Consider the following 22525-nt stretch of genomic DNA (forward strand, 5'->3'; position numbering starts at 1 on the left):
GGCCCGCCTCACAGCCGGGGGTCGACCGGCTCCGACTCCAGGGCCAGGACGCCGAACACCGCCTCGTGGATCCGCCACAGCGGCTCGCCGTCCGCGAGGCGGTCCAGGGCCTCCAGACCCAGGGCGTACTCGCGGATCGCCAGGGACCGCTTGTGGTTGAGGAACCGGTTGCGCAGGCGGGCCAGGTTGTCGGGACGGGTGTACTCGGGGCCGTAGATGATCCGCAGGTACTCGCGGCCCCGGCACTTGATGCCGGGCTGGACCAGCCGGCCCTTCGGGTCGCGCACCACCGCGCCGAGCGGCTTGACGACCATGCCCTCGCCGCCCCGGCCGGTCATCTCCAGCCACCAGTCGACACCGGTCCGCACCGACTCCGGGTCCCCGGTGTCGACGTACCGGCGCCGGGTGGTCCGGAGCAGGCCGGTCGGGTCGTTCTCCACCAGCCGGTCCAGGAGGGCGAGCTGCTCGTCGTGCGGGAGCGCGGCGAGGCTGCGGCCCTGCACCGCGAGGATCTGGAAGGGGGCGAGGTGCACCCCGTCCAGGCCCTCGGTGGTCCAGCAGTACTGGCGGTAGGCGTCGGTGAACGCGGCGGCGTCGGCGGCGCGTTCACGCTGCCGGGTGAGCAGCCCGGCGACGTCCACGCCGCGCGCCGACGCGCCCGCCAGGGCGGCCAGCGCACCCGGGAACACCGCGCCGGAGGCGGCGCCCACCGCCGCGTACTGGGTGCGCAGCAGGCCGCCGGCCTTGAGCGACCAGGGCAGCAGCTCGGCGTCCAACAGGAGCCAGTCGGTGGCGAGTTCGTCCCAGAGTCCGGCCGCGTCGACCGCGGCGCGGATCCGGCCGAGGATCTCCTCGGTCACCGACTCGTCGTCGAGGAACGGGCGTCCGGTGCGGGTGTAGAGGGAGCCGGTGGGGCCGGACGCGACGCCGAAGCGCTTGTGGGCCACCTCCGCGTCCCGGCAGACCAGGGCCACCGCCCGCGAGCCCATGTGCTTCTCCTCGCACACGACCCGGGCGACCCCGTCCTCCGCGTACTGCGCGAAAGCCTCGGCCGGGTGCTCCAGATAGCCGTCCATGTGACTCGTGGCCGTGGGAGCCATCGTCGGCGGCAGGTACGGCAGCAGGCGCGGGTCGATCGCGAAGCGGCTCATCACCTCCAGGGCGGCCGCCGCGTTCTCCTCACGGACCGCGATCCGGCCCTGGTGCCGGGTCTCCACGACCCGCCGGCCGTGCACGTCCGCCAGGTCGAGCGGGCGTCCGTCCTGGCCGCCGGGCGCCTCGGAGCGCAGCGGCCGGGCCGGCTCGTACCAGACCCGCTCGGCCGGTACGTCGACCAGCTCCCGCTCCGGCCAGCGCAGCGCGGTCAGCTTGCCGCCGAAGACGGCGCCGGTGTCCAGGCAGATGGTGTTGTTCAGCCAGCTCGCCTCCGGGACGGGCGTGTGGCCGTAGACGACGGCGGCGCGGCCCCGGTAGTCCTCGGCCCACGGGTAGCGCACCGGCAGGCCGAACTCGTCGGTCTCGCCGGTGGTGTCGCCGTACAGCGCGTGCGAGCGGACCCGGCCGGAGGTGCGGCCGTGGTACTTCTCGGGCAGGCCCGCGTGGCAGACGACCAGCTTCCCGCCGTCGAGGACGTAGTGGCTGACCAGCCCGTCGATGAACTCCCGTACCTGCCGGGTGAACTCCTCGCTCTCGCCCTCCATCTGCTCGATGGTCTCGGCGAGTCCGTGGGTGTGCTGGACCTTGCGGCCCTTGAGATACCGCCCGTACTTGTTCTCGTGGTTGCCGGGCACGCACAGGGCGTTGCCCGACCTCACCATCGACATCACCCGGCGCAGCACGCCCGGGCTGTCCGGGCCGCGGTCGACGAGGTCGCCGACGAACACGGCGGTACGGCCGTCGGGGTGCACGCCGTCGGCGTAACCCAGCTTGCCGAGCAGCGACTCCAGTTCCGAGGCGCAGCCGTGGATGTCGCCGACGATGTCGAAGGGGCCGGTGAGGTGGGTCAGGTCGTTGAAGCGCTTCTCGGTGACGACGGTCGCCGACTCGGCCTCCTCGACACCGCGCAGGACGTGCACCTTGCGGAAGCCCTCGCGCTCCAAATGCCTGAGAGAGCGCCGGAGTTCGCGGATGTGGCGCTGGATGACCCGACGCGGCATGTCGGCGCGGTCGGCGCGGGCCGCGTTGCGCTCGGCGCACACCTCCTCGGGCATGTCCAGGACGATGGCGATGGGCAGCACGTCGTACTTCCCGGCCAGGTCGATCAGCCGGCGCCGGGACTCCTGCTGCACGCTGGTCGCGTCGACGACCGTACGGCGGCCGGCCGCCAGCCGCTTGCCCGCGATGTAGTGCAGCACGTCGAAGGCGTCCTCGGTGGCGCCCTGGTCGTTCTCGTCGTCGCAGACCAGTCCCCGGCAGAAGTCGGAGGAGATCACCTCGGTCGGCTTGAAGTGGCGGCGCGCGAAGGTGGACTTGCCGGAGCCTGAGGCGCCGACGAGGACGACCAGGGAGAGGTCGGTGACGGGAAGGACCCGTCCAGTTGTCTGCTCGGTCATGCTGCCTTCGCCTCCTTCGCGGCGGGAGTGGTGGCGCCCACGTCGGCTGTGCTCGTGTCGGCTGTGCTCATCTCGAAGACAGCCATCTGGGTGGGCGGGCCGACCTCGGGGTCGTCCGGGCCCACGGGGATGAACTCGACGTGGTAGCCGTGGAGTTCGGCGACCCGGGCGGCCCAGGCCCGGAACTCCTCGCGGGTCCACTCGAAGCGGTGGTCGCCGTGCCGGACGTGTCCGGCGGGGAGGGTCTCCCAGCGGACGTTGTACTCGACGTTCGGCGTGGTCACCAGGACCGTGCGCGGGCGGGCGGCGCCGAACACGGCGTACTCCAGGGCGGGCAGCCGGGGCAGGTCGAGGTGCTCGATGACCTCGCTGAGCACGGCGGCGTCGTATCCCTTGAGCCGCTGGTCGGTGTAGGCCAGCGAGCCCTGGAAGAGCTTGACGCGGGACGCCTGCCGCTCGCCCATGCGGTCCAGCTTGAGCCGGCGCGCGGCGATGGTGAGCGCCCGCACCGACACGTCGACGCCGACGATCTCGGTGTACGACGGGTCCTTCAGCAGTGCCTGCACCAACTGGCCCTGTCCGCAGCCGAGGTCGAGGACCCGGGCGGCACCGGCCCGGCGCAGCGCCTCGATGATCGCCTCCCGGCGCTGCACCGCGAGCGGCGCCGGCCTCTCCTCCGCCTCCGTCTCCTCCTCGACCGCGTTGTCGATCTCCTCGACCTCGCTGTCGTCGGTCTCGGCGAGCCGCACCAGCTCCAGCCGCTCCATCGCCTGCCGGGTCAGCGACCAGCGGCGGGAGAGGTAGCGGGTGGTGATGAGCTTCTGCTCGGGGTGGCCGGGCAGCCAGCCCTCGCCCGCGCGCAGCAGCTTGTCGACCTCCTCGGCGGACACCCAGTAGTGCTTGGCGTCGTCGAGGACGGGGAGCAGGACGTAGAGGTGACGCAGCGCCTCGGCGAGGGTCAGCGCCTCTGACTCCAGGACGAGACCGACGTACCGCGAGTCCCCCCACTCCGGGAACGCGGTGTCCAGGGCGACCGGTTCGGCGGTCACCGTCCAGCCGAGCGGCTCGAAGAGGTGTCGTACCAGGTCGGGGCCGCCCCGTGCGGGCAGCGCGGGCACCTCGATGCGCAACGGCCTCGGCTGCTCCGGGGCTTCAGGACGGGCCCGGCACACTCCGCGCATCGCGCTGGAGAAGACGTTGCCGATCGCCACGGCGAGCAGCGAGGAGGCCGCGTACGGGCGGTCGTTGACGTACTGCGCGAGCGCCGCGTCGGGTGCGCCGCCGCGTCCCTTGCCCTTGCCGCGCCGGACCAGCGCCACCGCGTCGACCTCCAGGAGCAGCGCCGCCGTGCAGCGCCCGGCATCCGCCTCGGGGTAGAAGACGTGCGCGATGCCGTAGGAGGTCGAGAAGGTCTGCGCGTTGTCGGGGTGCTTGTGCAGCAGGAACCCGAGGTCGGTCGCGGGACGTTCCGGGGTGCCGGTGGTGGTGATCGTCAGGAACACGGTGGGTCGCCTCGAAAAGGGTCCGGAAACAGTGCGAAAGCGCTGGTCGTGCGCTTGTGCGCGGTTCCAACGTACAGAGGGTCGCCGTACGGGGCCGCCGAATTTCTCCCGCGTTACCGGTCGGCCCGCTGCCACGCGCCGACGCCGAGCTTCCCCGTGGTCCCGAGATCCAGGCCCGGGGTGACCGTGACGGGCGCGGCGCCCGGCTTCGCCAGGACCCGGACGTAGGGCACGTTCACCGCCGTGCCCGCCAGTGTCGTGTTGCGCCAGATCAGGCCGGAGAGGGCGGTCTCACCGGGTTTCAGGACGAGGGGGACGGGCGGCTCGTCGAAGCCGGTTCCGGATGCGATGGCGGCGCCGCCGTGCAGGATGCGAATGCCGTCGACGGGCTCGCGGTTGTCGTCCAGGAGGCTCAGCCGCGGATAGCCGTCGAGCGAGTAGTCCCGCTTTCCGCAGTTCTCCAGGTGGAGCCCGACGACGCGCAGGCCCATCGCGGCGTCCCCGTCGTCGGCCCACAGCCGCACTCCCGAGGCGGGGCAGGCACCCGTCTCGGCGGGTGCCTCGTCGGCGGGCACCTTGGTGACCTTGGCGACCTTCACCCTGGTCACCGGTGAGGCGCCGGGGACGAGCACGCCCAGGTCGACGGTTCCGCTGGTGCTGCGGCCGGGCTGGACCCCGGCCACGGTCACCTCCTTGTTGTCCATGACCGCGCCGGTGTCCGTCGTGAAGTCGAAGAGCACGGTGTAGGTCATGGCTTCGTCGCCGTCGTTGCTGACCTGGTAGGCGGCGGAGATGCCGGAGTCACCGGGCACGGTCAGCGGGTCCGCGTGCACCCGGCCCAGGGTGGCGGACGGGGTCGGGCTCGGGGAGGCCGCGGGGATGGTGACCGAGGTGATCCGGACGCCGTCCACCGGCGGGTCGGTGACGGTGGCGCGGGGTGCCGGGACGTCCGCGCCGGCACCGCGGCCGGTGTCCGCGTGCTCCGCGCCGCACGCCGTGGCCAGGAGAAGGGCGGCGGCGGGGGCGAGGAGACGGGAGGAGTGGGGTCTGCGCATCCGGCCACCTCATCAGGGCGAACCCCGAACGCCTGTGGTGGAAGCCATAGTTCCGGTCACAGCACCGTCACAGCCGGCCGGACGCGCGGACACGGCTCCTCGGAGGGCGCTAATGACCAGATGTACATTAGGGCCCGTGACCACCACGACGTCCGGCGGCAGGCCGCCCGCCCGGAAGCGGGTGCGGGCGCCCGAGGCGCATCGCGAGGCGATCCTCGAAGCGGCGCGCGCCGCGTTCGCCGAGCGGGGATACGCGCGCGCCACCATCCGGGAGATCGCGGGCCGGGCCGGGGTCACCCACGGCCTGGTGATGCGGCACTTCGGCTCGAAGGAGCGGCTGTTCCTGGCCGCCGTGCCCGGCACCCGGGACCTGCCGGAGCTGGTGCCCGGGCCGCCCGGGACCCTGCCGGACCGGATCGCGCGGGCGTTCGTCGAGCGCATGGAGCGCGCCGACGGCGGCGATCCGTTCCTCGCGCTGATCCGCAGCGCCGCCTCCGACGAGAGCGCGGCGACCGCCCTGTACACGGCGATGCGGCAGAGCAGTACGGAGGCCTACCGGACAGTGCTGACCGGGCCCGATGCCGACGAGCGCATCGACCTGCTCGGCGCGCATCTCATCGGGGTCGCCTTCAGCCGGTACGTGCTGCGCAGCGGGCCGGTGGCCGAGATGGCGCCGGAGCGGCTGGTGCGCTACCTGGCGCGGACCCTGCGCCGCGCACTGGAGCCGCTCGACGAAGCCGAATCCGAAACCATAGCCGAAGCCGTAGCCGTAGCCGTAGCCGTAGCCGAGGAAGGGAACTCCCCGTCATGACGTCCACGCTGCCGCCGGTCCCGCCGTCCCTGGCCGGGCGGATCGTCGTACCGGACGACGCGCGGTACGAGGGGTTGCGGCACGGCTATGTGCACCGCGGCTCCCCCGCCGCCGTGCTGCTGCCCGAGGACGCCGGACAGACCGCCGAGGCGCTGGGGTACGCGCGCTCGCTGGGCTCGGTGGTCTCGGTGCGCAGCGGCGGGCACGGCATCAGCGGCCGCTCCACCAACGACGGCGGTGTCGTCGTCGACGTGTCCCGCCTCGACGAGGTGCGCGTCCTGGACCGGGCCCGGCGGCGGATCCGGGTCGGGGCGGGCGCCCGCTGGGGGCGGGTGGCGCAGGTCCTGGCGCCGCACGGGCTCGCCGTCAGTTCCGGGGACACCGGTGACGTGGGCGTGGGCGGGCTGGCCACAGCCGGCGGCATGGGCTGGTTCGCGCGACTGCACGGGCTGACCGTCGACCATGTGACGGCGGTCGAACTCGTCCTGGCCGACGGCTGGTCGGTGCGGACGGACGCGGAGCTGGAGCCCGACCTGTTCTGGGCGGTGCGCGGGGCGGGCGGGAACTTCGGCGTCGTCACCGCCGTGGAGCTGGAGGCGTACGAGACGGGTGACGTGGTCTTCGCCGAGCTCGTCTTCGACGCGGCGGACGCGGCGGCGCTGATCGAGGCGTGGGGTGCGGTGCTGGAGGCGGCGCCGCGCGAGCTGACCAGCTTTCTGACGTTCATGCCCGGCGGCCCGGGCCGCCCGCATCTGGCCAATGTCACGGCGGTGTACGCGGGAAGCGCCGAACACGGCGCCGCCGAACGGGCGTTGACGCCGCTGCTCGGCATCGGACCGCCGCTCCGGCAGCGGGCGGTGCTCGCGCCGTACCCGGCGCTGGTGCCGGTGAGCGGCGCCGCGCACCACGGGCAGCAGCAGCTCAGCGCCACCCGCTCCGGCCTGCTCGACCACCTCACCGCGGACGCGGCGCGGGCGGTCGCGGAGGCCCTGCGGTCGGGGCAGGTGCTGATGGAGCAGTTCCGTTCGGTGGGCGGGGCGGTCAACGACGTGGATCCGGCGGCCACCGCCTACGCCCACCGCACCCAGAACTTCTCACTGCTCGCCGCGACCGTCCCCGAACTGGAGCGGGAGCTCGACGTGCACTGGGCGCGGCTGGCCCCGCACCTGAACGGCATGTACCTCAGCTTCGACACCCGACGCACCCCGGACGTGCTGGCGGAGGCGTTCCCCGAGCCGGCCCTGACCCGGCTGCGCGCCCTGAAGGACCGGTACGACCCGGAGAACGTCTTCGACCGCAACTTCCCGCTGAGGTAGCGGGGTTCAGGACGCGCCGTGGGTGCGCGCGCCCTCCATCGCCTTCTGGTACGACGTCGCGGCCAGCTCCTGGAACTGGGCGAGCCGGGGCACGTGCGCCGACTTGGTCAGCTCGGCGTGCAGGAAGGTGAGGTCGGCAGCGAGGCCGATCATGCCGAGGGCGGCCTTCAGGTACGGCTCCTGGTGGTCGGAGTCCTGGCGGGGCGTGCCGGGGCCGTAGGCGCCGCCGCGTGCCGAGGCCACCACGACCTTCTTGCCGGACAGCGGGCCCTCGCCGGTGGCCGGGTCGGCGATCAGCGGGGCGATCAGCACCCGGTCGAACCACGCCTTGAAGGTCGACGGCACCGAGAAGTTGTACATCGGCACGCCGAGCAGGATGGTGTCGGCGGCGAGGAGCTCCTCGATCAGCGGCCAGGTGATCGCCCAACTGGCCTGCTCCTCGGGCGTGGTGGCCGCCTCCCGGGCCGCGGCCAGGTCGCGGACGCCCTCCTTCTCCAGGCGGTGCATCACCTCGATCTGCGCGTGGTCGACGTGCGGCACCGGGCCGGCGGCCAGGTCGCGGTAGATGTAGCTGCCCTCGGGGTTGGCCTTGCGCCAGGCTTCGGCGAACTCGCCCGAGATCTGGCGGGAGACCGAGCCCACGCGCGGGCTGGAGTCGAGGTGGAGCAGTGTGGCCATGGCGGAAAACCCCTGTCTGATCAGGTCGTTCATGTCGGTCCGTGATTCATTGAAAGGCCGGGCGGGGCCGCTGTCCCGTAATCTGGCGTGGCAGTTCGTAACCGGAAGCGTTAGCGAGGATGACGGTGCTGGACGTACGGAAACTGGTGCTGCTCCGTGAGGTCGGCGCCCGGGGCTCCATCGCCGCGGCCGCACAGGCCCTCAACTACACGCGTTCCGCGGTCTCCCAGCAGCTGTCCGCGCTGGAGTCGGAGACCGGTACCGCGTTGCTGGACCGGGGCAGCAAGCGGGCCGAGCTCACCCCGGCCGGCCGGCTGCTGGTGGCGCACACGGACAGGATCGTGAGCCAGCTGGAGGCGGCCGAGGTCCAGTTGCTGGCCCGGGACGGGGAGATCGGCGGCGAGCTGCGGGTGGGCGTCCCGCTGCACGAGGGGCCCGCGCTGCTGGTCCCGGCGCTGAACCGGCTGCGCGAGGAGCATCCGCAGCTGCGCATCACGCTGCACGGGGTGGCTCCGGACGAGGGTCGGCAGACCGTGCGGCTCGGCCGCCTCGACGCCGTGCTGGCCGCCGGCTACCCGCAGGTGCCCGAGCCCCGGGTGCCCGGGCTGTACGAGGAGGAGGTGCTCAGCGACCGCATCCGGTTGATCGTCGCCCCCGGTCATCCGCTGGCCCAGGGTGAACTCCCCCGCCGCCTGGCGGAGTTCGCCGAGGTGCCTTGGCTGCTCGACCGGACCTCGCGGCTCGGCCGGCTGGCCCTGCACGCCTGCGCCGGGGCCGGCTTCGTGCCCGACATCGTCTCCGACATCGGGGACATGCAGGCCGTGTTCGGGCTGGTCTCGCTGGGCTGGGGCGTGGCGCTGGTGCCCGATCTGGTGCCGACCCGGCCGGGGCTTCCGGTCGCCCGGGTGACCCCGGACGGGCCCGAACTGACCCGCCGTATCACCCTCGTGGTGCGCGAGGGCGCCGTGCGGAGCCCGCAGGTGGCGGCGCTGCTGCCGGCCGTGCGGGAGGCCGCGGCGGAGCTGACACGACATCAGGACGCGGCCGGCCAACGGGGATAGCTGCCCAGGAAGCGCACCTCCACATCCAGCGCCTCGACGTCCGCCATCGCCAGGCGCAGCCGTCTGCTGTCGATGTGCGCGTCGACGTCGAGGAACACGTGGTAGCGGCCGAGGCCCTCGCCGGTGGGCCAGGACTGGATCCAGGACAGGTCGACCGCGCGGGCGCGGAAGGCCTGCAGGACGTCGGGGAGCAGCACCGGACCGCCTTCGCCCAGAGCCAGCAGCAGCGAGGTGCGTTCGCGCGCGGTGCGGGCCGGGTGGTGCCAGCGGGGTGCCACCGACACGAAGCGGGTGACCGCGCCCGCCTCCCGGCCGAGGCCGGCGGCGAGGATCCGCAGCCCGTACAGCTCGGCGGCGGCCGGCGCCGCGACGGCCGCCCGGCCGGGGGTGCCGGTCCGGGCGACCTCCTGGGCGGCGGCCGCCGTGGACGCGGCCGTCCGGGTGCGGGCCTCGGGCAGGTGGGCGCGCAGCCAGTCCTCGCACTGGCCGAGAGCGTGCGGATGGCTGAGCACCTCGGTGACGTCCGCGGGGCCGGTGCCCTCGGGGGCCATCAGCGCGAACCGGACGGGCACCTCGACCTCGGCGTTGATGTGCATGTCCGCCGCGGCCAGCTGGTCCATGGTGGCGGGTACGACCCCGCGCACCGAGTTCTCCAGGGGCACCACGGCCGCCTCGACCTCCCCCCGCCGGGCCGCCTCCAGGGCGGCCGGGACGGTGGGGAACGGGCGGTGCGGGCCCCGCCGGCCCGGGGGGACCACCGACAGCAGTCGGCGTACGGCGGTCTGGGTGAAGGTCCCCTCGGGGCCGAGATAGGCGTAGGTCATCGCGGGCCGTCGGCTCTCTCAGCTCTCGATGACGCGGTGGAAGGCGACCGTGTCGAAGATGTCCTCCATCCGCACCGCACGCCCGTCGCGCAGCACCCAGGAGTGCGTGAACGGCAGCGTCTCGGTGTGGCCGGACAGGGAGACGACGTCCCGGTGGCCGAAGACGACCACCCGGTTCCCCTCCCGGACGAACTCCTCGGGGTGCAGCCGCATCCCGCCCAGCACGGTCGGTACGTGCGCCAGGAACTCCTTGACGCCGGCGTGCCCGTGCTTGGTGCCGCCGAGTCCGTACTTCGCCATGCCGTCGGGGTGCACCCACTCGATGTCCGGGTCGAAGGCGTCGAGCAGCGCGCCCACGTCGCGGGCGGCGAAGGCCGCGTAGGCGGCGTGGACCGGGGCCAGTGGATCGGTGGTGTTCTCGGTCATGTCCGTCTCAGTCCTTGAGGTACTCGGGATACAGCGCGGCCACGGTCCGTCGGATGCCCTCGCGCCAGGGCACCCGGCACGGGCCGGTGATCGAGCGGCGCAGGGTCGGGTCGAACTGGTAGGTCTCCCGGGTGACCTCGCTCGGCACGAGGTTCGCCTCGACGCCGGTCAGCTCCTCCAGGTACCGGACGCAGTCGGTGATGCCCACCGACTCGTCGCCGCCCCAGTTGGTCAGGGTCACCGGCACGCTGGCCGCGTTCCACAGGTGCGGGACCTGCTCGACGAGGTCGTCGGTGTACAGCAGGGAGCACCAGTTCTGGCCCTCGACGGGGACCGGGATGGGCTCGCCGGCGAGCATCCGCTTGAAGTAGAGCATCGGGACACCGCCGTAACCGCCGGGCCCGTAGGCGATGTTGAGGCGGGCGACGACGGTGGGCAGGCCGAGGGTGCGGGCGAAGGCGCGGACCGTGCCCTCGGCGGCGATCTTGACCACGGGGTAGGCGGGCAGCCAGTCGGCCCTGCCGTCCAGCGGGTCGGTCTCGGTGTACCTGTGGTCGAGGGTCTGGCGGGCGTAGAGGGCGCCCGTCGACACGTACAGGAACGCCTCGGCGGTACGGCAGTGGGTCATCAGACGTCCCGCGGCGACCGAGTTGACCTCGACGGCCGCGTTGAAGTCACCGTCCTCGCCGCGCCGCACCGCCGAGTGGAAGACATGGGTGAAGTCCTCCGGCAGGCCCTTGAGCGAACCGTCACCGGTGTCGTCCATGTCCCAGCGGAAGGTGCGGATGCCGTGCCGGGTGAGGTCGTCCTCGGCGCCGGGGGTGCCGAAGCGGCCTAGCGCCCACACCTCGTTGTCCTGGGCCAGGGCTTTGGCCACCGGCCCGGCGACCTGCCCGGTGGCGCCGGTGACCAGGATCTTCTTGCCGTTCACTGATTGTCTCCCTGTGATCAGGCGTCGCCGAGGGCGCGGTCGAGTTCCTTGCGGAGGATGGACTGGAAGGTGGCCACGTGCTGCGGGCCCATCAGGGTGTAGTGCTCGCCGGGTACGTCGATGTAGCGGTTCTCCTCCGTGGTGTGCTCGTCCCAGCGGCGCAGCTCGTTGTTCAGCCAGTCGTCCTTGGTGCCACGCAGCGGGATGGCGTAGAAGACGCTCATCGAGCGGACCTTGCCGCCGGGGGCGTAGCTGCGGCCCAGGTTGGTGAGGCCGTCGGCGAGTTCCGCCCAGGCCCGGAACTTCTCGAAGGTCAGGTCGAGTTCGGCGAGCCGACCCTCGGGCGCGTGGTCGATGAAGTACGCCAGCTGCTCGTCCCTCGCCAAGTGGCGCAGTGTCGCAGGGAGTTCGAGGGACTGCTTCTTGTCGATCAGCTCCAGGAAGAAGGCGAGGTTGGCGGCGGTCTCGACGAAGTCGAGTTCCTCCATGCGGTACTTGATGTGCGGGGGCAGGTTGAAGCTGCCGACGAAGTCGACGCGCTCGCCCTGGTCCTGGAGCACCTTGGCGATCTCGAAGGCGACGGCGCCGCCGTAGGAGTACCCGGCCACGGCGTACGGGCCGTGCGGCTGCCGTGCGCGGATCGCCCGTACGTACGTGTCGACCATCTCGGCGAAGCTCTCGAAGGGGGTCTCGCCGGGGTTGAAGCCGCGGGCGCGCAGGGCGTAGAAGGGCCGGTCGCCGACGAAGTACTTGGCGAGGTTGACGAAGACGAGGACCTCGCCGACGCCGGGGTGGACGCAGAACAGCGGGGTCTTGTCGCCGCCCACCTGCATGGGGACGATCGGGTCGTACTCCTGCTCGCCGCTCGCGGTGCCGTCGAGGTGGGCGGCGAGGGCGCGGACGGTCGGGGCCCGCAGCACGGTGATGATCTGCAGATCGGCGGCGCCCAGGCGCTGGGCGACCAGGGAGCGCAGCCGCAGGATGTCCAGCGAGGTGCCGCCGAGGTCGAAGAAGTTGGCGGTGGCGCTCAGCTTCCGCGGGTCGGTGTCGAACATCTCCGCGTAGATGCCGGCGAGGACCGTCTCGGTGTCGCCCTCGGGCGCGTTGTAGCCGCCGAGCCGGCGCAGCACCAGGTCGTCGACGGCGACGCGGACCTCGTCGTACGCGCCCGCCTCCAGGCGCTTGCGCATGAGCGAGCGCTGGATCTTGCCGAGGCTGGTCTTGGGGAAGGCGTCCGCGGGCAGCGGCAGGATGAGGGCGGGCCGGAAGCCCCAGTGCATCACGACGCTGCTGCGGACGGCGGTCAGCACCCGGTACAGGGCGAGTTCGTCACCGTCGGCGCACTCCGCGTGGAAGGCGATGACCAGCTGCTCGGTGTCGCTGCCGGGGGCGCGGGTCGGGAAGGCGGCGACATAGGAGCGGGCCACGTCGTCGAGGCCTTCGAGCACCGACTCGATGTCGTGGCTGAAGTAGTTGACGCCGTTGACGATGATGCTGTCCTTGCTGCGCCCGACGAGGGTGAGCCGGCCCTCGTCGAGGCGGCCCAGGTCGCCGCTGCGGAACCAGCCGTCGGGGGTGAAGGCGTCCCGGGTGGCCTGCTCGTTGTTGTGGTAACCGGCCGTGATCATCGGGCCGTTGAGCTGGAGCTCCCCCACCTCCCCCGCGGCCAGCTCGTGATGGTCCTCCTCGTCGGCGATCCGGATGCGCAGCCCCTCCACGGGCCGTCCCAGGTTGGCGAACTCCTGGCCCTGGTCGGCGGCCGGGAACTCGGTGGAGTAGATGCTGCCGGCGCAGGTCTCGGACATGCCGAAGGCGGGCCAGAGGGCGTCGGGGCGCAGGCCGTAGGGGGCGAAGCGGCTGAGGAAGGTCTCGCCGGTGGTGCGGACGACGGCCTCGCCGCCGCTGATGATGTGCCGCAGCCGGGACAGGTCGAGGTCCCGGCCGCCCTCCTCGTCGAGCCGGTCGGCCTGCGGATTGATCAGCCCCAGCAGGAAGTTGGGGGTGAAGGTCATGGTGACGCCGAAGCCCGATATGAGCCGCAGGAAGTTGAGCGGCTCCTGGAGGACGACGGGTGCCTCGACGTGCAGCTGGGTGCTGCCCGCGGACAGCGGCAGCATGTGGCACTCCAGCAGGGCGGCGACGTGGTCGAAGGAGACCCAGTTGAGGGTGGTGTCCGCGGCGGTCAGCCGGTGGTAGCCGTTCTTGCCGGCCATGGAGGCGAGCAGGTTGCCGTGCGAGAGCATCACGGCCTTGGAGTTGCCGGTGGAGCCGGAGGTCAGCACCAGGACGGCGGTGTCCTTCGGATCGGCCTCGTGGAAGGCGTCGGCGGGCTCGGCGTACAGCTCCTCCAGTGCGACGACCGACAGGCCCTCGGTGCGCGGGAGTTCGGCGGCGAGCGTCTCGCTGGTGACGACCAGCGGGTGGTCGAGGAGGGTGTCGACGTGGGCGAGCTGGGCGGCCCAGCGCTCCGGGTCGCCACCGAGCGCGGCCATCGGGCAGGGCACGAAACCGCCCAGCTGGCAGGCCCAGAACGCGGCGAGGAACTCCTTCGGCCGCTCCAGGAGGAGTACGGCCTTGTCCCCGGCGGTGAGCCCGCGCTCACGCAGCCCGCCGAGCACGGAGCGGGCCGCGTCGAGGAGTTCGGGATAGGTCTGGAAGGACGCGTCGGGGTCGGTCGCGGTCCGGGGGTAGCGCAGCCCGGATGTGGCGTGGTTCCGGGCGGCGTCGCGCAGCAGGTCCACGATGGTCCGTGTGGTCGATACGGCTGTGGTCATGGCGATGCCTTCTCTTCCTGTCGCGTCGATGGCCGGGGTGTGGTGGCCGTGGACGGGTGGCGGCCAGGGCGGGCGGCGGCCGCGGGTAGTGGCCGGGTATGCCGTGGCGGTACGGCGGATCGAATGGCATACGGCGTGCCGGGCAGGGCCGTACGGCACACCGTTCAACTGAGGAAACCGGGCAGGTCAGCCGGGGAAACCGGGCAGGAAAAAACTCCGGGAAACCACACCGGAAGCGCGCCCGGGCTCAGAGATTTCTGCAGGGCAGCACGGCGGAACCTCGGAAACAGAAATCGAGCGTTCCGGAACACCGACAGAGCAAGTACCTGTACATCGTCCCCCACCGACCAGGTCAGTACCGAGAGCCACGGCGCCGGAGCTCTGAATACCCGCCGAGAATAGAAACTGGCACACCGGGTTGTCAAAGGCCCCAGGAAACGAGAATGTAAAAACCGGTTGGAGCAGGAAAGTACGGTACCTGCGATTCGCTCCCGCAATTCCACCGCTTACCCCCCGACATTACGGCCCGGAAGGCCCGGAATTGGGCGGGTGCAATTTTTTCTTACGGTCGGTGTCGGAAATACCGACGGCTCCGGAAAGCAACCGCCCCCGACCCGGGAAGGGTCGGGGGCGGGAGGCCGGGATTCAGGGAGTTACGACAGCTGCGGCTGGACCTGGGCGGAGATCAGCTCCAGGTGGTCCAGGTCGGACAGGTCGAGGATCTGGAGGTAGAAGCGCTGCGAGCCGATCTCCGCATAGCGGCCGATCTTGTCGACGACCTCGGCCGGGGTGCCGGCCAGACCGTTGGTCTTCAGCTCGTCGACCTCGCGGCCGATCGCGGCGGCACGGCGGGCGATCTCCTGGTCGTCCTTGCCGACGCAGACCACGAGGGCGTTGGAGTACGTCAGGTCGTCGCCCTTGCGGCCGGCCGCCTCGGCGGCGGCACGCACCCGGCCGAACTGGGCCTCGCTGTCCTCGATCGAGGCGAACGGCATGTTGAACTCGTCGGCGTACCGGGCGGTCAGCTTCGGGGTGCGGGTGGCGCCGTGGCCGCCGATCAGCACCGGGATCCGCGCCTGGGCGGGCTTGGGCAGCGCGGGCGAGTCGGTGAGGTCGTAGTAGGTGCCGTGGAAGTCGAAGGTCGCACCGGGCTTGGTCTCCCACAGTCCGGTGACAATCGCCAGCTGCTCCTCCAGGCGGCCGAACTTCTCCTTCGGGAAGGGGATGCCGTACGCCTTGTGCTCCTCCTCGAACCAGCCCGCGCCGAGGCCGAGTTCGACCCGGCCGCCGGACATCTGGTCGACCTGCGCGACCTGGATGGCGAGCACGCCGGGCAGCCGGAAGGTGCCCGCGGTCATGAGGGTGCCGAGGCGGATCCGCTTGGTCTCGCGGGCGAGGCCGGCCAGGGTGATCCAGGCGTCGGTGGGGCCGGGCAGGCCGTCCACGTCGCCCATCTTCAGATAGTGGTCCGAGCGGAAGAAGGCGTCGAAGCCGAGGTCCTCGGTGGCCTTGGCGACGGTGAGGAGGGTGTCGTAGCTCGCGCCCTGCTGGGGCTCGGTGAAGATGCGAAGGTCCATGCGTCCATCCTGCACGGCCGTGGTCCCGTCAACCGCATCGGCACCGGCCGTCGCGCGCGTCCCCGCCAGGGTGAATATCGTCAACGGCGGGGCGTGGGGCGCGGCGGGCCAGTGACCGGCCTCTGCGGTGATCGTTTGCTGGGGGGAGCCGGGCCGTCCGGCACCCGCGCCGGACGGTCCTCGCCGTCGCGCGTCGTTGTGTGGCCCGCCTGCGGTGGGCCGGGGGGCCGAGGAGGCCGTCTTGTCCGAAGAGTCCGTTCCACAGCAGGGTGGCCCCACCGGCCGGCCGAAGGGGCTGCTCCAGCAGATGGAGGAGCTCATGGCGGCGTTGAACGCGGATCTGTCCGCGTTGGACGCGGATCTGCAGCGGACCCCGAAGGAAGAGGCCGACCTGAGCCAGGGTCGCCTAAGCGGGTCCGGCGAAGTCCGCTGCGATTCGGCAGCGCCCTGAAGGGACGCGGGGCTGTATCAATATGCGGCTCCGCCGCGTGGGCGCGACCAGCCACGACGGCGCCGCAGTCGGCAGACGGCGTAGTGCGCCACTTCCAGCGGAGCGCTCAGCCGTCGCGGACTTCCTCTCGTGCCGCCAGTTTGCGCAGCATCTCCAGGACCCGGTCCCGGGACTCGTCGGCCGCGTCGATGGCCTCCATGCACTGCCAGTACGTCGCCTCGTCGGCGGCGGCGCTGGCCATGCCGACCAGGGTGATGCCGACCTCGGCCAGGAGGCCGCCGAGCGAGAGAAGCGTGGCACGGGCGTCGTCCAGTTCGGTGAGCTGGGCGGCACGCAGGGTGCCGGGGTCCAGGTCAGGGGCGCCCAGGATCCCGCAGCCCCGGCCCGCCAGCTCGGTCAGGCCGAGGGCCTCGCCGCGCAGTTCGGGCGGGCCGGACACCGCCAGCCGGCTGCCGATCGCCTGGGCCAGGGCCTGTGCCTGCCACACCTCGGTCATCATCTCCGGTACGCCCGCACCGCTCGCCAGCGCCCGTCTGCTCGCCATGATGAGCCGCATCGCGTCCATCCGTCGCCCCGTCCCCGTCGGTCCGAACTGCCTTGCAGTACTCAGTAGTTCACTACCCAGAGTGAGGGCATATGAGACGTAGGGCCAGGGGAAGAGGGAAATCTGTGGACAACAATTCGGATTCGGGCGGGGCTTTGGCTACCGAGCGTTACATCGGAGCACCCAATCGACCCCATGGCCCTGCGTCAGGCGGGCGGGAACCGCTTCTCGTTGCGTTCGATCTTCGCGTCCAGCGCGGCCAGCGGGTCGATGTCCAGGACCCCGCAGAGCTGGAGCAGATAGGACAGGACGTCGGCGACCTCGTCCGTGACCTTGTGGGCGGTGTCGGCGTCGTCCATCACGCGGGCGGACTCCTCCGGGGTCAACCACTGGAAGATCTCGACCAGTTCGGAGGCCTCCACGCTGAGGGCGGCCACCAGGTTCTTGGGCGTGTGGTACTGCTGCCAGTCACGGGCGGCGGCGAACTCGGCCAGCCGGTGCTGGAGCTTCGCCACGTCGAGGGGTTCTTCGTCGGTCACGCGTTCAGGTGTACCACTGTGATCGCCCCGGATCCGGCGGCCCAGGCCGCGTCGCTCACCGCGCCGACGAAGCGGATGTGGCCGCGCTCGCCCATCACGACGGCGGTGCGCAGGAGTTCGGCGCGCTGGCGGGGGTCGAGGCAGCGGTCGAAGCCGTCGGCGAGGACGGTGAGGCCGCGCATCGCGTCGGGGACCTCGCCGGGTGCGTCGACCTCCAGGACGCCGGGGCCGGTGAAGAGGACCAGGGCGAGGGCGAGGTAGCGCAGCTCGCCGTCGCCCAGCCGCGCCAGCTCCGAGCGGTGGCCGTCGCCGCGGTCGAGCAGCGCCCGTACCGTGCCGTCGCCGAGCGGCTCGGCGAGCAGGTCGGTCACGGGGCCGGCGCAGCCGGTGCGTACCGCGTCGACGAGCAGTCCGTGCCGGCGGCCGCATTCGGAACGGGTGCGCCACAGGACGTCGGCGAGGTTGTCGCAGCCGCGCAGCAGCCGCCCCGAGCCGGTGAGGACGGGGGTGCGCATGTCCTCGGGGCGCGGGTCGCAGGCGAACACGGACCGCAGGGCGACGACCATCTGCTCGGCGGCGGCGAGGACCTGGCGCTGGCCGTCGGTCTTCCCGGCGACGCGCAGCGGCAGCAGGGCGGTACCGAGCCGGTCGTCGGGCAGCGGGGCCCGGGTCACCGGGGAGCTGCCCGCGGTGTGCCAGGCGGCCTGCACGGTCCGGCGCCCTGGGTCGCGCAGGGCGGTCTCCAGCAGCACGAGGCCGCCGGCGGTCAACCGCTCGCCCACGATCCGGAGTTCGGGCTCGGCCTGCACGGCGACATCGAGCCGCACGGGGCCTTCGGCGCCGTCGGCCGTGCACCCGATGCGAAACCCCCGCCGCCGCTGCGCGTCGGGCCGCGCCCGCTCCGGGACCACCGCGACGGGGTCGGGAAACACCTCCGCGACCGAGGCCCCACCCCCCAGCCGCGCCAGCGCCTCGTAGGCCGCGAGCACAGCGGACTTCCCACTGCCGCTGGGCCCGGCGAGAAGAGTGACCCGCCCGAACGGAAAACTCGCCCCACGATGCCGCGCAAAGGCAGAGAGCCGAAGCTCGGTCACCCGGGGACGGGGGTCCCGCCGGGGCGTGGCCACGGGGGCCGTAGGGACGGGAGGGACGGAGGGGGCGCCGACCGGGCGGGCGGCCGATGTCGCCCTGCGCGGACCGGCGGTCCCCGCGGTCGGCGGTGTCGCGCGGGGGGCCGACCGGGCGCGGGGGACCGCCTCCCGCGGTTCGGCGGGCGTCGCGGAGCGGGGCCCGCCGGGGTGTTTCAGTGGAGGGCCGTCGGGGTGTTTCAGTGGAGGGCCCTCCAGGCGTTCGGGTGGAGGGCCGTCAGGGGGCGTCGGGGCGATCGGTGGTGCCGGTGGTAGCGCGGCTTCACGTGGCGTCGGCGAGTCGCCTGGGGCGGAACCGGCGGACGGAGCGGGGCGGGACGCGGGCGAGGCGGAGGGCACGGCCATATGCGGACCGTAGGGCTCCGGGTGACCGGTGAACCGTTCCGCCGTCGGGACCTTCCTACGATCGGGGGACGAGGGCGCACTTAGCCATGACCGACACACCGACCACCGACCCGCAGACCCCCACCGCACCCTCCGCCAAGAAGGCCGCAGCAACCGCCACACCCTCCACCGAGAAGACCCCGCCGGCTGCAACCCCCTCCACCAAAAAAGCGGCGCCGCCCGCCAACCCCTCCGCCAAAGAGACCCGTCGGCCGCCACCCACTCCGCCGAACGTCGGCCGTACCGTCCCTCCGGCAAGAAGGCGGGTTCGGGCGGGTATGTCTCGCCCGTCGGCCGGGACCTCAGCCGCCCGAGACCCCCGCGCCCTCCATCAGCCCGCTGACCTCCGTGCCGGGCGGGGTGAGGAGGAAGACGTTGCGGTCCACCCGGTGCATCCCGCTGGCCAGGCCGAAGACCACGCCCGTACTGAAGTCGAGGACGCGCTTGGCGGTCTCCGTCTCCGCACCGGTCAGGTCGAGAAGTACCGGTATCCCTGCCATCAGCGTCTCGGCCACCTCACGCGCGTCGGCGAAGACGTTCACCCGCAGCACGACGAAACGGCGCCGCGTCTCGGTCTCCGCGTCCGGCAGCGACCGGTGGCCCACCGCCGACGGCCACGCGTCACGGCCCCGCAGCGGCACGACCTGGGCGAGCCCCTCCCACTGTTCATCGGTGACGTCGTAACGGCTCACCGGCTCCCCCCGACCTGACTCGCACTCGATGCCTGCACCAGCCAATTCTTACGCCAAGTCACCCGTTCGGCCCAACAGCGACACGAAGCGCGCACGACTGTGGGCACTCATGCGTGGAACAAGCGTTCTTGTCACTATTAGGGCGATTGCCGCGCATTGGGGGCTTCTTACCGCCCTCACACCGGACTCTTCTCCTCCTGCGGCGCCCCGCTCACCGCCCGGGATTACGGTCCGGTGCGTGCACTTGGCAGAATCAGAGCAGGTGGCACCCGACCGGCGGACACAGTCGGCGGTGTCCGCCGCCCCGGGGGATCCCCGGGATCCCGAAGGTCCCGCAGTCCCCGCCCCCTGGCATCGCGTCCTGACCCTCCTCGCCGACATCGGTCTGTTCATCGGCACCCGGTCGGTGTGGACGCAGGCGGCCACGCACCACCTGGTCCTGGCGGCCCTGATCTCCGTCTGCTACGCCTCGATCCTGGTGACCGGCGTACTGACGCTGACGGTCCGCAGGACCCGGTCGCTGGCCCGCCTGGACCTGCTGGTCCTGGTCACGGCGGTGGCCCTCGCCCTGTGCGCCTGGGCCCTGAACCACAACGGCGGCGACGAGGGTGTCCTCACCACCCAGGCCGCCAGGGAACTCGTCGCCGGCCACGCCGTCTACGGACAGCCCTGGCCCTGGCTGTTCCACGGCACCGGCATCGCCGTCACGCCGACGATAGACGGCGGCTACGACTACACGTACGGCTATCCCCCGCTGGCCCCGCTGCTCACCGTCCCGCTGCTGTGGCTGGGCCACTCCGGCGCCCCGGCGACAGCGGTGTGCACGGGTGCGCTGATCGCCGGCACGGTCACCCTGTGGCGGATGCTCCCGGTGCCCTGGCGGTCCGCGGCGACGCTGGCCTGCCTGGGGTTCGGCTTCCTGTCGACGTACGCCCGGCTCGGCTACCCGGCGGTCATCGGGCTGGCCCTGCTGATCCCGGTGGTGGTGCGCTGGCCGCGGATCGGCGCGGGCGGCCGGCTGGGCGCGGCCGGGATCGCCCGGGCCGCGTGCCTGGGTGCCGCGTGCGCGGCGCAGCAACTGCCGTGGTTCGTCACGCCGTTCCTGCTGGCCGGGATCTACGCGGTGCGGCGCGGGGAGCTGGGCGGCCGGGCCGCCGCTCTGCTGCTCCTGCGGATCGTCGGCGTCGCCGTGACGGTCTGGCTGCTGATCAACACGTACTTCATGGTGTCCGAGCCCGGCCGCTGGCTGGGCGGGATCGCGCTGCCGCTGACCCAGGGCGCCGTGGTGCACGGCCAGGGCCTGGTGGACGTCACGCTGTACTTCACGAACGGCAGCGACCGCATCGCCTGGTACTCGCACGCCAGCATGCTGCTCGCGGCGGCCCTGCTCGCCCTGTTCGTGCTGTTCGTACGGCGCCTCGGCCCGGTCGCGACCGTGCTGCCCTGGCTCGCCTTCTTCCTGGCGACCCGCTCCCAGGACGGCTACTACCTGCTGATGACCCCGCTGTGGCTGGCGGCCGCCGTCACCGCGCCCCTGTCGGAGTTCGAGCGTGCCTGGCAGCCGCGCCCGGCCTTCCTGACCGGGCCCCGCCGCCGGCCCGTCCTGGTCGCGACGGTCGTCCTGCTGTTCGTTCCGGCGCTGGTGAGCGCGGCCCTCGCGGTGTCCGGCAGGCCGCCGCTGCGGATGGAGATCACCGCCCTGCGCCGGGCCGAGCGGTCGGCCGCGGTGGTCCGGGCGATGACGCTGAAGGTCGTGAACACGGGGAGCGCCCCGCTCACCCCGCACTACACGCTCACCACCGGCCAGGGCATGAGCAGGTACTGGCTGCTGGTGCGGGGTCCGGCGACGATTCCCGGGCACGGCACGGCGAGCGTCGAACTCCGGCCGCCGAACGGCCGGTTCGGTATCCCCGCCAAGCCGAGCACCCGGATCCGGCTGCGCGCCTTCACGGCGGATCCGCAGACGTTGTCCAGCCAGGACGTCAAGATGCGCAGGACGGCCGGCTAGCAGCCGCTCACGCGCGACCCCGCAGGGCGTGGAAGGACCGGTCAGGCCGCCGTGCGCGTGAAGCGGAGGGTGGCGGTCACCGTGGTCGGTCCGCCCATCATGCGCATCTGGTTGAAGGTGACCCCGAACTCCTCGCGCACCACCGTGAACTCCGCCTCCAGCGTCAGCCCGTCGGCGTCGGCCGAGACCAGCTTCGCGGTGACCTGCTGCGGCCTGCTGATGCCACGGACGGTCAGCTGACCGTCGACGTGCACCACGTCACCCGCCTGCCGCTCGGCGCCGCGCACCGCGAAGGTGATCTCCGGGTGGTTGGCGGCGTCGAGGAAGTCGGCCGAGCGCAGGTGGTCGTCCCGCTTCTTGTTCTTGGTGTCCAGGGAGGCCGCGTCGATCGCCAGCGTGCCGGTGGCGGTGCCGTCGGCGGCCACCTCGCCCCGGCCGGTGACGCCCGTGAAGGTGCCCTTGACGGTGACCAGGCCCCACACCGACTTGTGCCGGACGGCGACGGTGGAGGCGGTCGGGTCGAGCTGCCAGAGGCCGGTTGCCACGGTGACGGTCATGGCCGTGCTCCGATCGATTGATGGTTCAAATTTGGATGACTGCGGTACGGCTGCACGCTAGCCCAATATCCAAATTTGGACAACAGGTAGACTCGGTGCCATGGCCGCCGCCCAGGAACACCCCGCAGAGCTGCCCGAATGCCCGTCCCACGCGGGCGGCGGGCTGCTCCCGGACGAGCTGCGCGCCTGGATGCTGCTGCTGGCCGCGACGGGTGCGGTGGAGCAGCGGCTGCGGTCGGTCGTGAAGGGGACGCTGGACGTCTCGCACGACGAGTTCCTGATCCTGTGCCTGCTGGCCGAGCAGCCGCGCGAGGGCCTGCGGATGACCCGGATCGCCGCGCTGCTGGGCCGCCCCAAGACCCGCCTCACCTACCAGATCGCCTGCCTCCAGCACGCCGGCCTGGTGACCCGCAAGGCCGTCTGCGACGACAAGCGGGGCATCGAGGTCGCCCTCACCGACAAGGCCCGGAGCCTCCTCAAGGACGCCTCCGCCACCCTCGCCGAGACGGTCGGGCAGGCGTTCGCCCACGTCATCGGACCGGAGCAGCGCGAGGCCCTGTGCGCGCTGATGCCGGACCTCGCGGACGACACGCACTGACCGCACACATCCGGTCGCTCCACCCGCGGGAGGCCCAGGTCACAACCACGGAGAGGGCAAGGTCACAGCCCCGTCACCCGTGCACTTCTGACGGTCT

20 protein-coding genes are annotated in these 22525 nt (G+C 72.2%); 6 read left to right on the forward strand and 14 right to left on the reverse strand.

What is annotated here, in order from left to right:
- Nucleotides 1-8 precede the first annotated feature (8 nt).
- The 3 genes from ACGFZQ_RS23395 to ACGFZQ_RS23405 all read right to left on the reverse strand — a co-directional run bounded on the left by ACGFZQ_RS23395 (nucleotide 9) and on the right by ACGFZQ_RS23405 (nucleotide 5109).
- Nucleotides 9-2552 carry a polynucleotide kinase-phosphatase gene (locus ACGFZQ_RS23395; RefSeq protein WP_393841917.1) on the reverse strand — a complete coding sequence of 848 codons (2544 nt, stop codon included), beginning with the start codon at nucleotides 2550-2552 and terminating at the stop codon, nucleotides 9-11.
- The gene (locus ACGFZQ_RS23400; RefSeq protein ID WP_393841918.1) at nucleotides 2549-4054 is read right to left on the reverse strand and encodes a 3' terminal RNA ribose 2'-O-methyltransferase Hen1; all 1506 of its coding nucleotides are present in this window, start codon (nucleotides 4052-4054) and stop codon (nucleotides 2549-2551) included. The genes ACGFZQ_RS23395 and ACGFZQ_RS23400 overlap by 4 nt, the downstream gene beginning before the upstream one ends.
- Before the next feature lie 113 nt (nucleotides 4055-4167).
- Nucleotides 4168-5109 (reverse strand): DUF4232 domain-containing protein, encoded by a 942-nt coding sequence (locus ACGFZQ_RS23405; protein ID WP_393841919.1) that lies wholly within the window; start codon nucleotides 5107-5109, stop codon nucleotides 4168-4170.
- Between the two features lie 136 nt (nucleotides 5110-5245).
- On the opposite strand from ACGFZQ_RS23405, the gene ACGFZQ_RS23410 reads away from it, so the two are divergent.
- Nucleotides 5246-5920: a TetR family transcriptional regulator gene (locus ACGFZQ_RS23410; RefSeq protein ID WP_393841920.1), complete on the forward strand. Its 675-nt coding sequence runs from the start codon at nucleotides 5246-5248 to the stop codon at nucleotides 5918-5920.
- Nucleotides 5917-7236 carry an FAD-binding oxidoreductase gene (locus ACGFZQ_RS23415; RefSeq protein ID WP_393841921.1) on the forward strand — a complete coding sequence of 440 codons (1320 nt, stop codon included), beginning with the start codon at nucleotides 5917-5919 and terminating at the stop codon, nucleotides 7234-7236. The genes ACGFZQ_RS23410 and ACGFZQ_RS23415 overlap by 4 nt, the downstream gene beginning before the upstream one ends.
- A gap of 6 nt (nucleotides 7237-7242) precedes the next feature.
- On the opposite strand, the gene ACGFZQ_RS23420 is transcribed toward ACGFZQ_RS23415, so the two are convergent.
- Nucleotides 7243-7914 carry an FMN-dependent NADH-azoreductase gene (locus ACGFZQ_RS23420; protein ID WP_393841922.1) on the reverse strand — a complete coding sequence of 224 codons (672 nt, stop codon included), beginning with the start codon at nucleotides 7912-7914 and terminating at the stop codon, nucleotides 7243-7245.
- A 119-nt stretch (nucleotides 7915-8033) separates the two neighbouring features.
- On the opposite strand from ACGFZQ_RS23420, the gene ACGFZQ_RS23425 reads away from it, so the two are divergent.
- The gene (locus ACGFZQ_RS23425; protein WP_393841923.1) at nucleotides 8034-8975 is read left to right on the forward strand and encodes a LysR family transcriptional regulator; all 942 of its coding nucleotides are present in this window, start codon (nucleotides 8034-8036) and stop codon (nucleotides 8973-8975) included.
- Here the strand turns inward: ACGFZQ_RS23425 and pheA are convergent.
- The 5 genes from pheA to ACGFZQ_RS23450 all read right to left on the reverse strand — a co-directional run bounded on the left by pheA (nucleotide 8948) and on the right by ACGFZQ_RS23450 (nucleotide 15507).
- Nucleotides 8948-9799, reverse strand: coding sequence for a prephenate dehydratase (gene pheA, locus ACGFZQ_RS23430; protein ID WP_393841924.1), 852 nt, complete (start codon nucleotides 9797-9799; stop codon nucleotides 8948-8950). The genes ACGFZQ_RS23425 and pheA overlap by 28 nt on opposite strands.
- Before the next feature lie 18 nt (nucleotides 9800-9817).
- The gene (locus ACGFZQ_RS23435) at nucleotides 9818-10225 is read right to left on the reverse strand and encodes a nuclear transport factor 2 family protein (protein ID WP_351728832.1); all 408 of its coding nucleotides are present in this window, start codon (nucleotides 10223-10225) and stop codon (nucleotides 9818-9820) included.
- Nucleotides 10226-10232: 7 nt separating this feature from the next.
- Nucleotides 10233-11156, reverse strand: coding sequence for an NAD-dependent epimerase/dehydratase family protein (locus tag ACGFZQ_RS23440; RefSeq protein ID WP_393841925.1), 924 nt, complete (start codon nucleotides 11154-11156; stop codon nucleotides 10233-10235).
- A gap of 17 nt (nucleotides 11157-11173) precedes the next feature.
- Nucleotides 11174-13930, reverse strand: coding sequence for an alpha/beta fold hydrolase (locus tag ACGFZQ_RS23445; protein ID WP_393841926.1), 2757 nt, complete (start codon nucleotides 13928-13930; stop codon nucleotides 11174-11176).
- Nucleotides 13931-14583: 653 nt separating this feature from the next.
- Nucleotides 14584-15507, reverse strand: coding sequence for an LLM class F420-dependent oxidoreductase (locus ACGFZQ_RS23450; protein ID WP_393841927.1), 924 nt, complete (start codon nucleotides 15505-15507; stop codon nucleotides 14584-14586).
- A gap of 241 nt (nucleotides 15508-15748) precedes the next feature.
- On the opposite strand from ACGFZQ_RS23450, the gene ACGFZQ_RS23455 reads away from it, so the two are divergent.
- A complete protein-coding gene (locus ACGFZQ_RS23455) occupies nucleotides 15749-15958 on the forward strand; it encodes a hypothetical protein (RefSeq protein WP_393841928.1) in 210 nt (69 codons plus the stop codon).
- Between the two features lie 106 nt (nucleotides 15959-16064).
- Here ACGFZQ_RS23455 and ACGFZQ_RS23460 read toward each other — a convergent pair whose 3' ends face one another.
- The 4 genes from ACGFZQ_RS23460 to ACGFZQ_RS23475 all read right to left on the reverse strand — a co-directional run bounded on the left by ACGFZQ_RS23460 (nucleotide 16065) and on the right by ACGFZQ_RS23475 (nucleotide 19265).
- Nucleotides 16065-16523 carry a DUF6099 family protein gene (locus ACGFZQ_RS23460; RefSeq protein WP_351728820.1) on the reverse strand — a complete coding sequence of 153 codons (459 nt, stop codon included), beginning with the start codon at nucleotides 16521-16523 and terminating at the stop codon, nucleotides 16065-16067.
- Nucleotides 16524-16708: 185 nt separating this feature from the next.
- Nucleotides 16709-17041, reverse strand: coding sequence for a nucleotide pyrophosphohydrolase (locus ACGFZQ_RS23465; protein ID WP_393841929.1), 333 nt, complete (start codon nucleotides 17039-17041; stop codon nucleotides 16709-16711).
- Nucleotides 17038-18168 carry an ATP-binding protein gene (locus tag ACGFZQ_RS23470; RefSeq protein ID WP_393841930.1) on the reverse strand — a complete coding sequence of 377 codons (1131 nt, stop codon included), beginning with the start codon at nucleotides 18166-18168 and terminating at the stop codon, nucleotides 17038-17040. The genes ACGFZQ_RS23465 and ACGFZQ_RS23470 overlap by 4 nt, the downstream gene beginning before the upstream one ends.
- Before the next feature lie 707 nt (nucleotides 18169-18875).
- Nucleotides 18876-19265 (reverse strand): cell division protein SepF, encoded by a 390-nt coding sequence (locus ACGFZQ_RS23475; RefSeq protein ID WP_351713306.1) that lies wholly within the window; start codon nucleotides 19263-19265, stop codon nucleotides 18876-18878.
- Between the two features lie 238 nt (nucleotides 19266-19503).
- Here ACGFZQ_RS23475 and ACGFZQ_RS23480 point away from each other — a divergent pair, with 238 nt between their 5' ends.
- Complete coding sequence (locus ACGFZQ_RS23480; protein ID WP_393841931.1) at nucleotides 19504-21273, forward strand: hypothetical protein; 1770 nt, start codon at nucleotides 19504-19506, stop codon at nucleotides 21271-21273.
- Between the two features lie 41 nt (nucleotides 21274-21314).
- On the opposite strand, the gene ACGFZQ_RS23485 is transcribed toward ACGFZQ_RS23480, so the two are convergent.
- Nucleotides 21315-21830, reverse strand: a complete 516-nt coding sequence (locus tag ACGFZQ_RS23485) for a YceI family protein (protein ID WP_393841932.1) — start codon at nucleotides 21828-21830, stop codon at nucleotides 21315-21317.
- A gap of 100 nt (nucleotides 21831-21930) precedes the next feature.
- Here ACGFZQ_RS23485 and ACGFZQ_RS23490 point away from each other — a divergent pair, with 100 nt between their 5' ends.
- On the forward strand, nucleotides 21931-22428 hold the full coding sequence (locus ACGFZQ_RS23490; RefSeq protein ID WP_393841933.1) for a MarR family winged helix-turn-helix transcriptional regulator: 498 nt from the start codon (nucleotides 21931-21933) through the stop codon (nucleotides 22426-22428).
- Nucleotides 22429-22525 lie beyond the last annotated feature (97 nt).

The sequence above is a fragment of the Streptomyces sp. NPDC048254 genome, from assembly GCF_043201895.1.
In the GTDB taxonomy this organism is placed as follows: domain Bacteria; phylum Actinomycetota; class Actinomycetes; order Streptomycetales; family Streptomycetaceae; genus Streptomyces.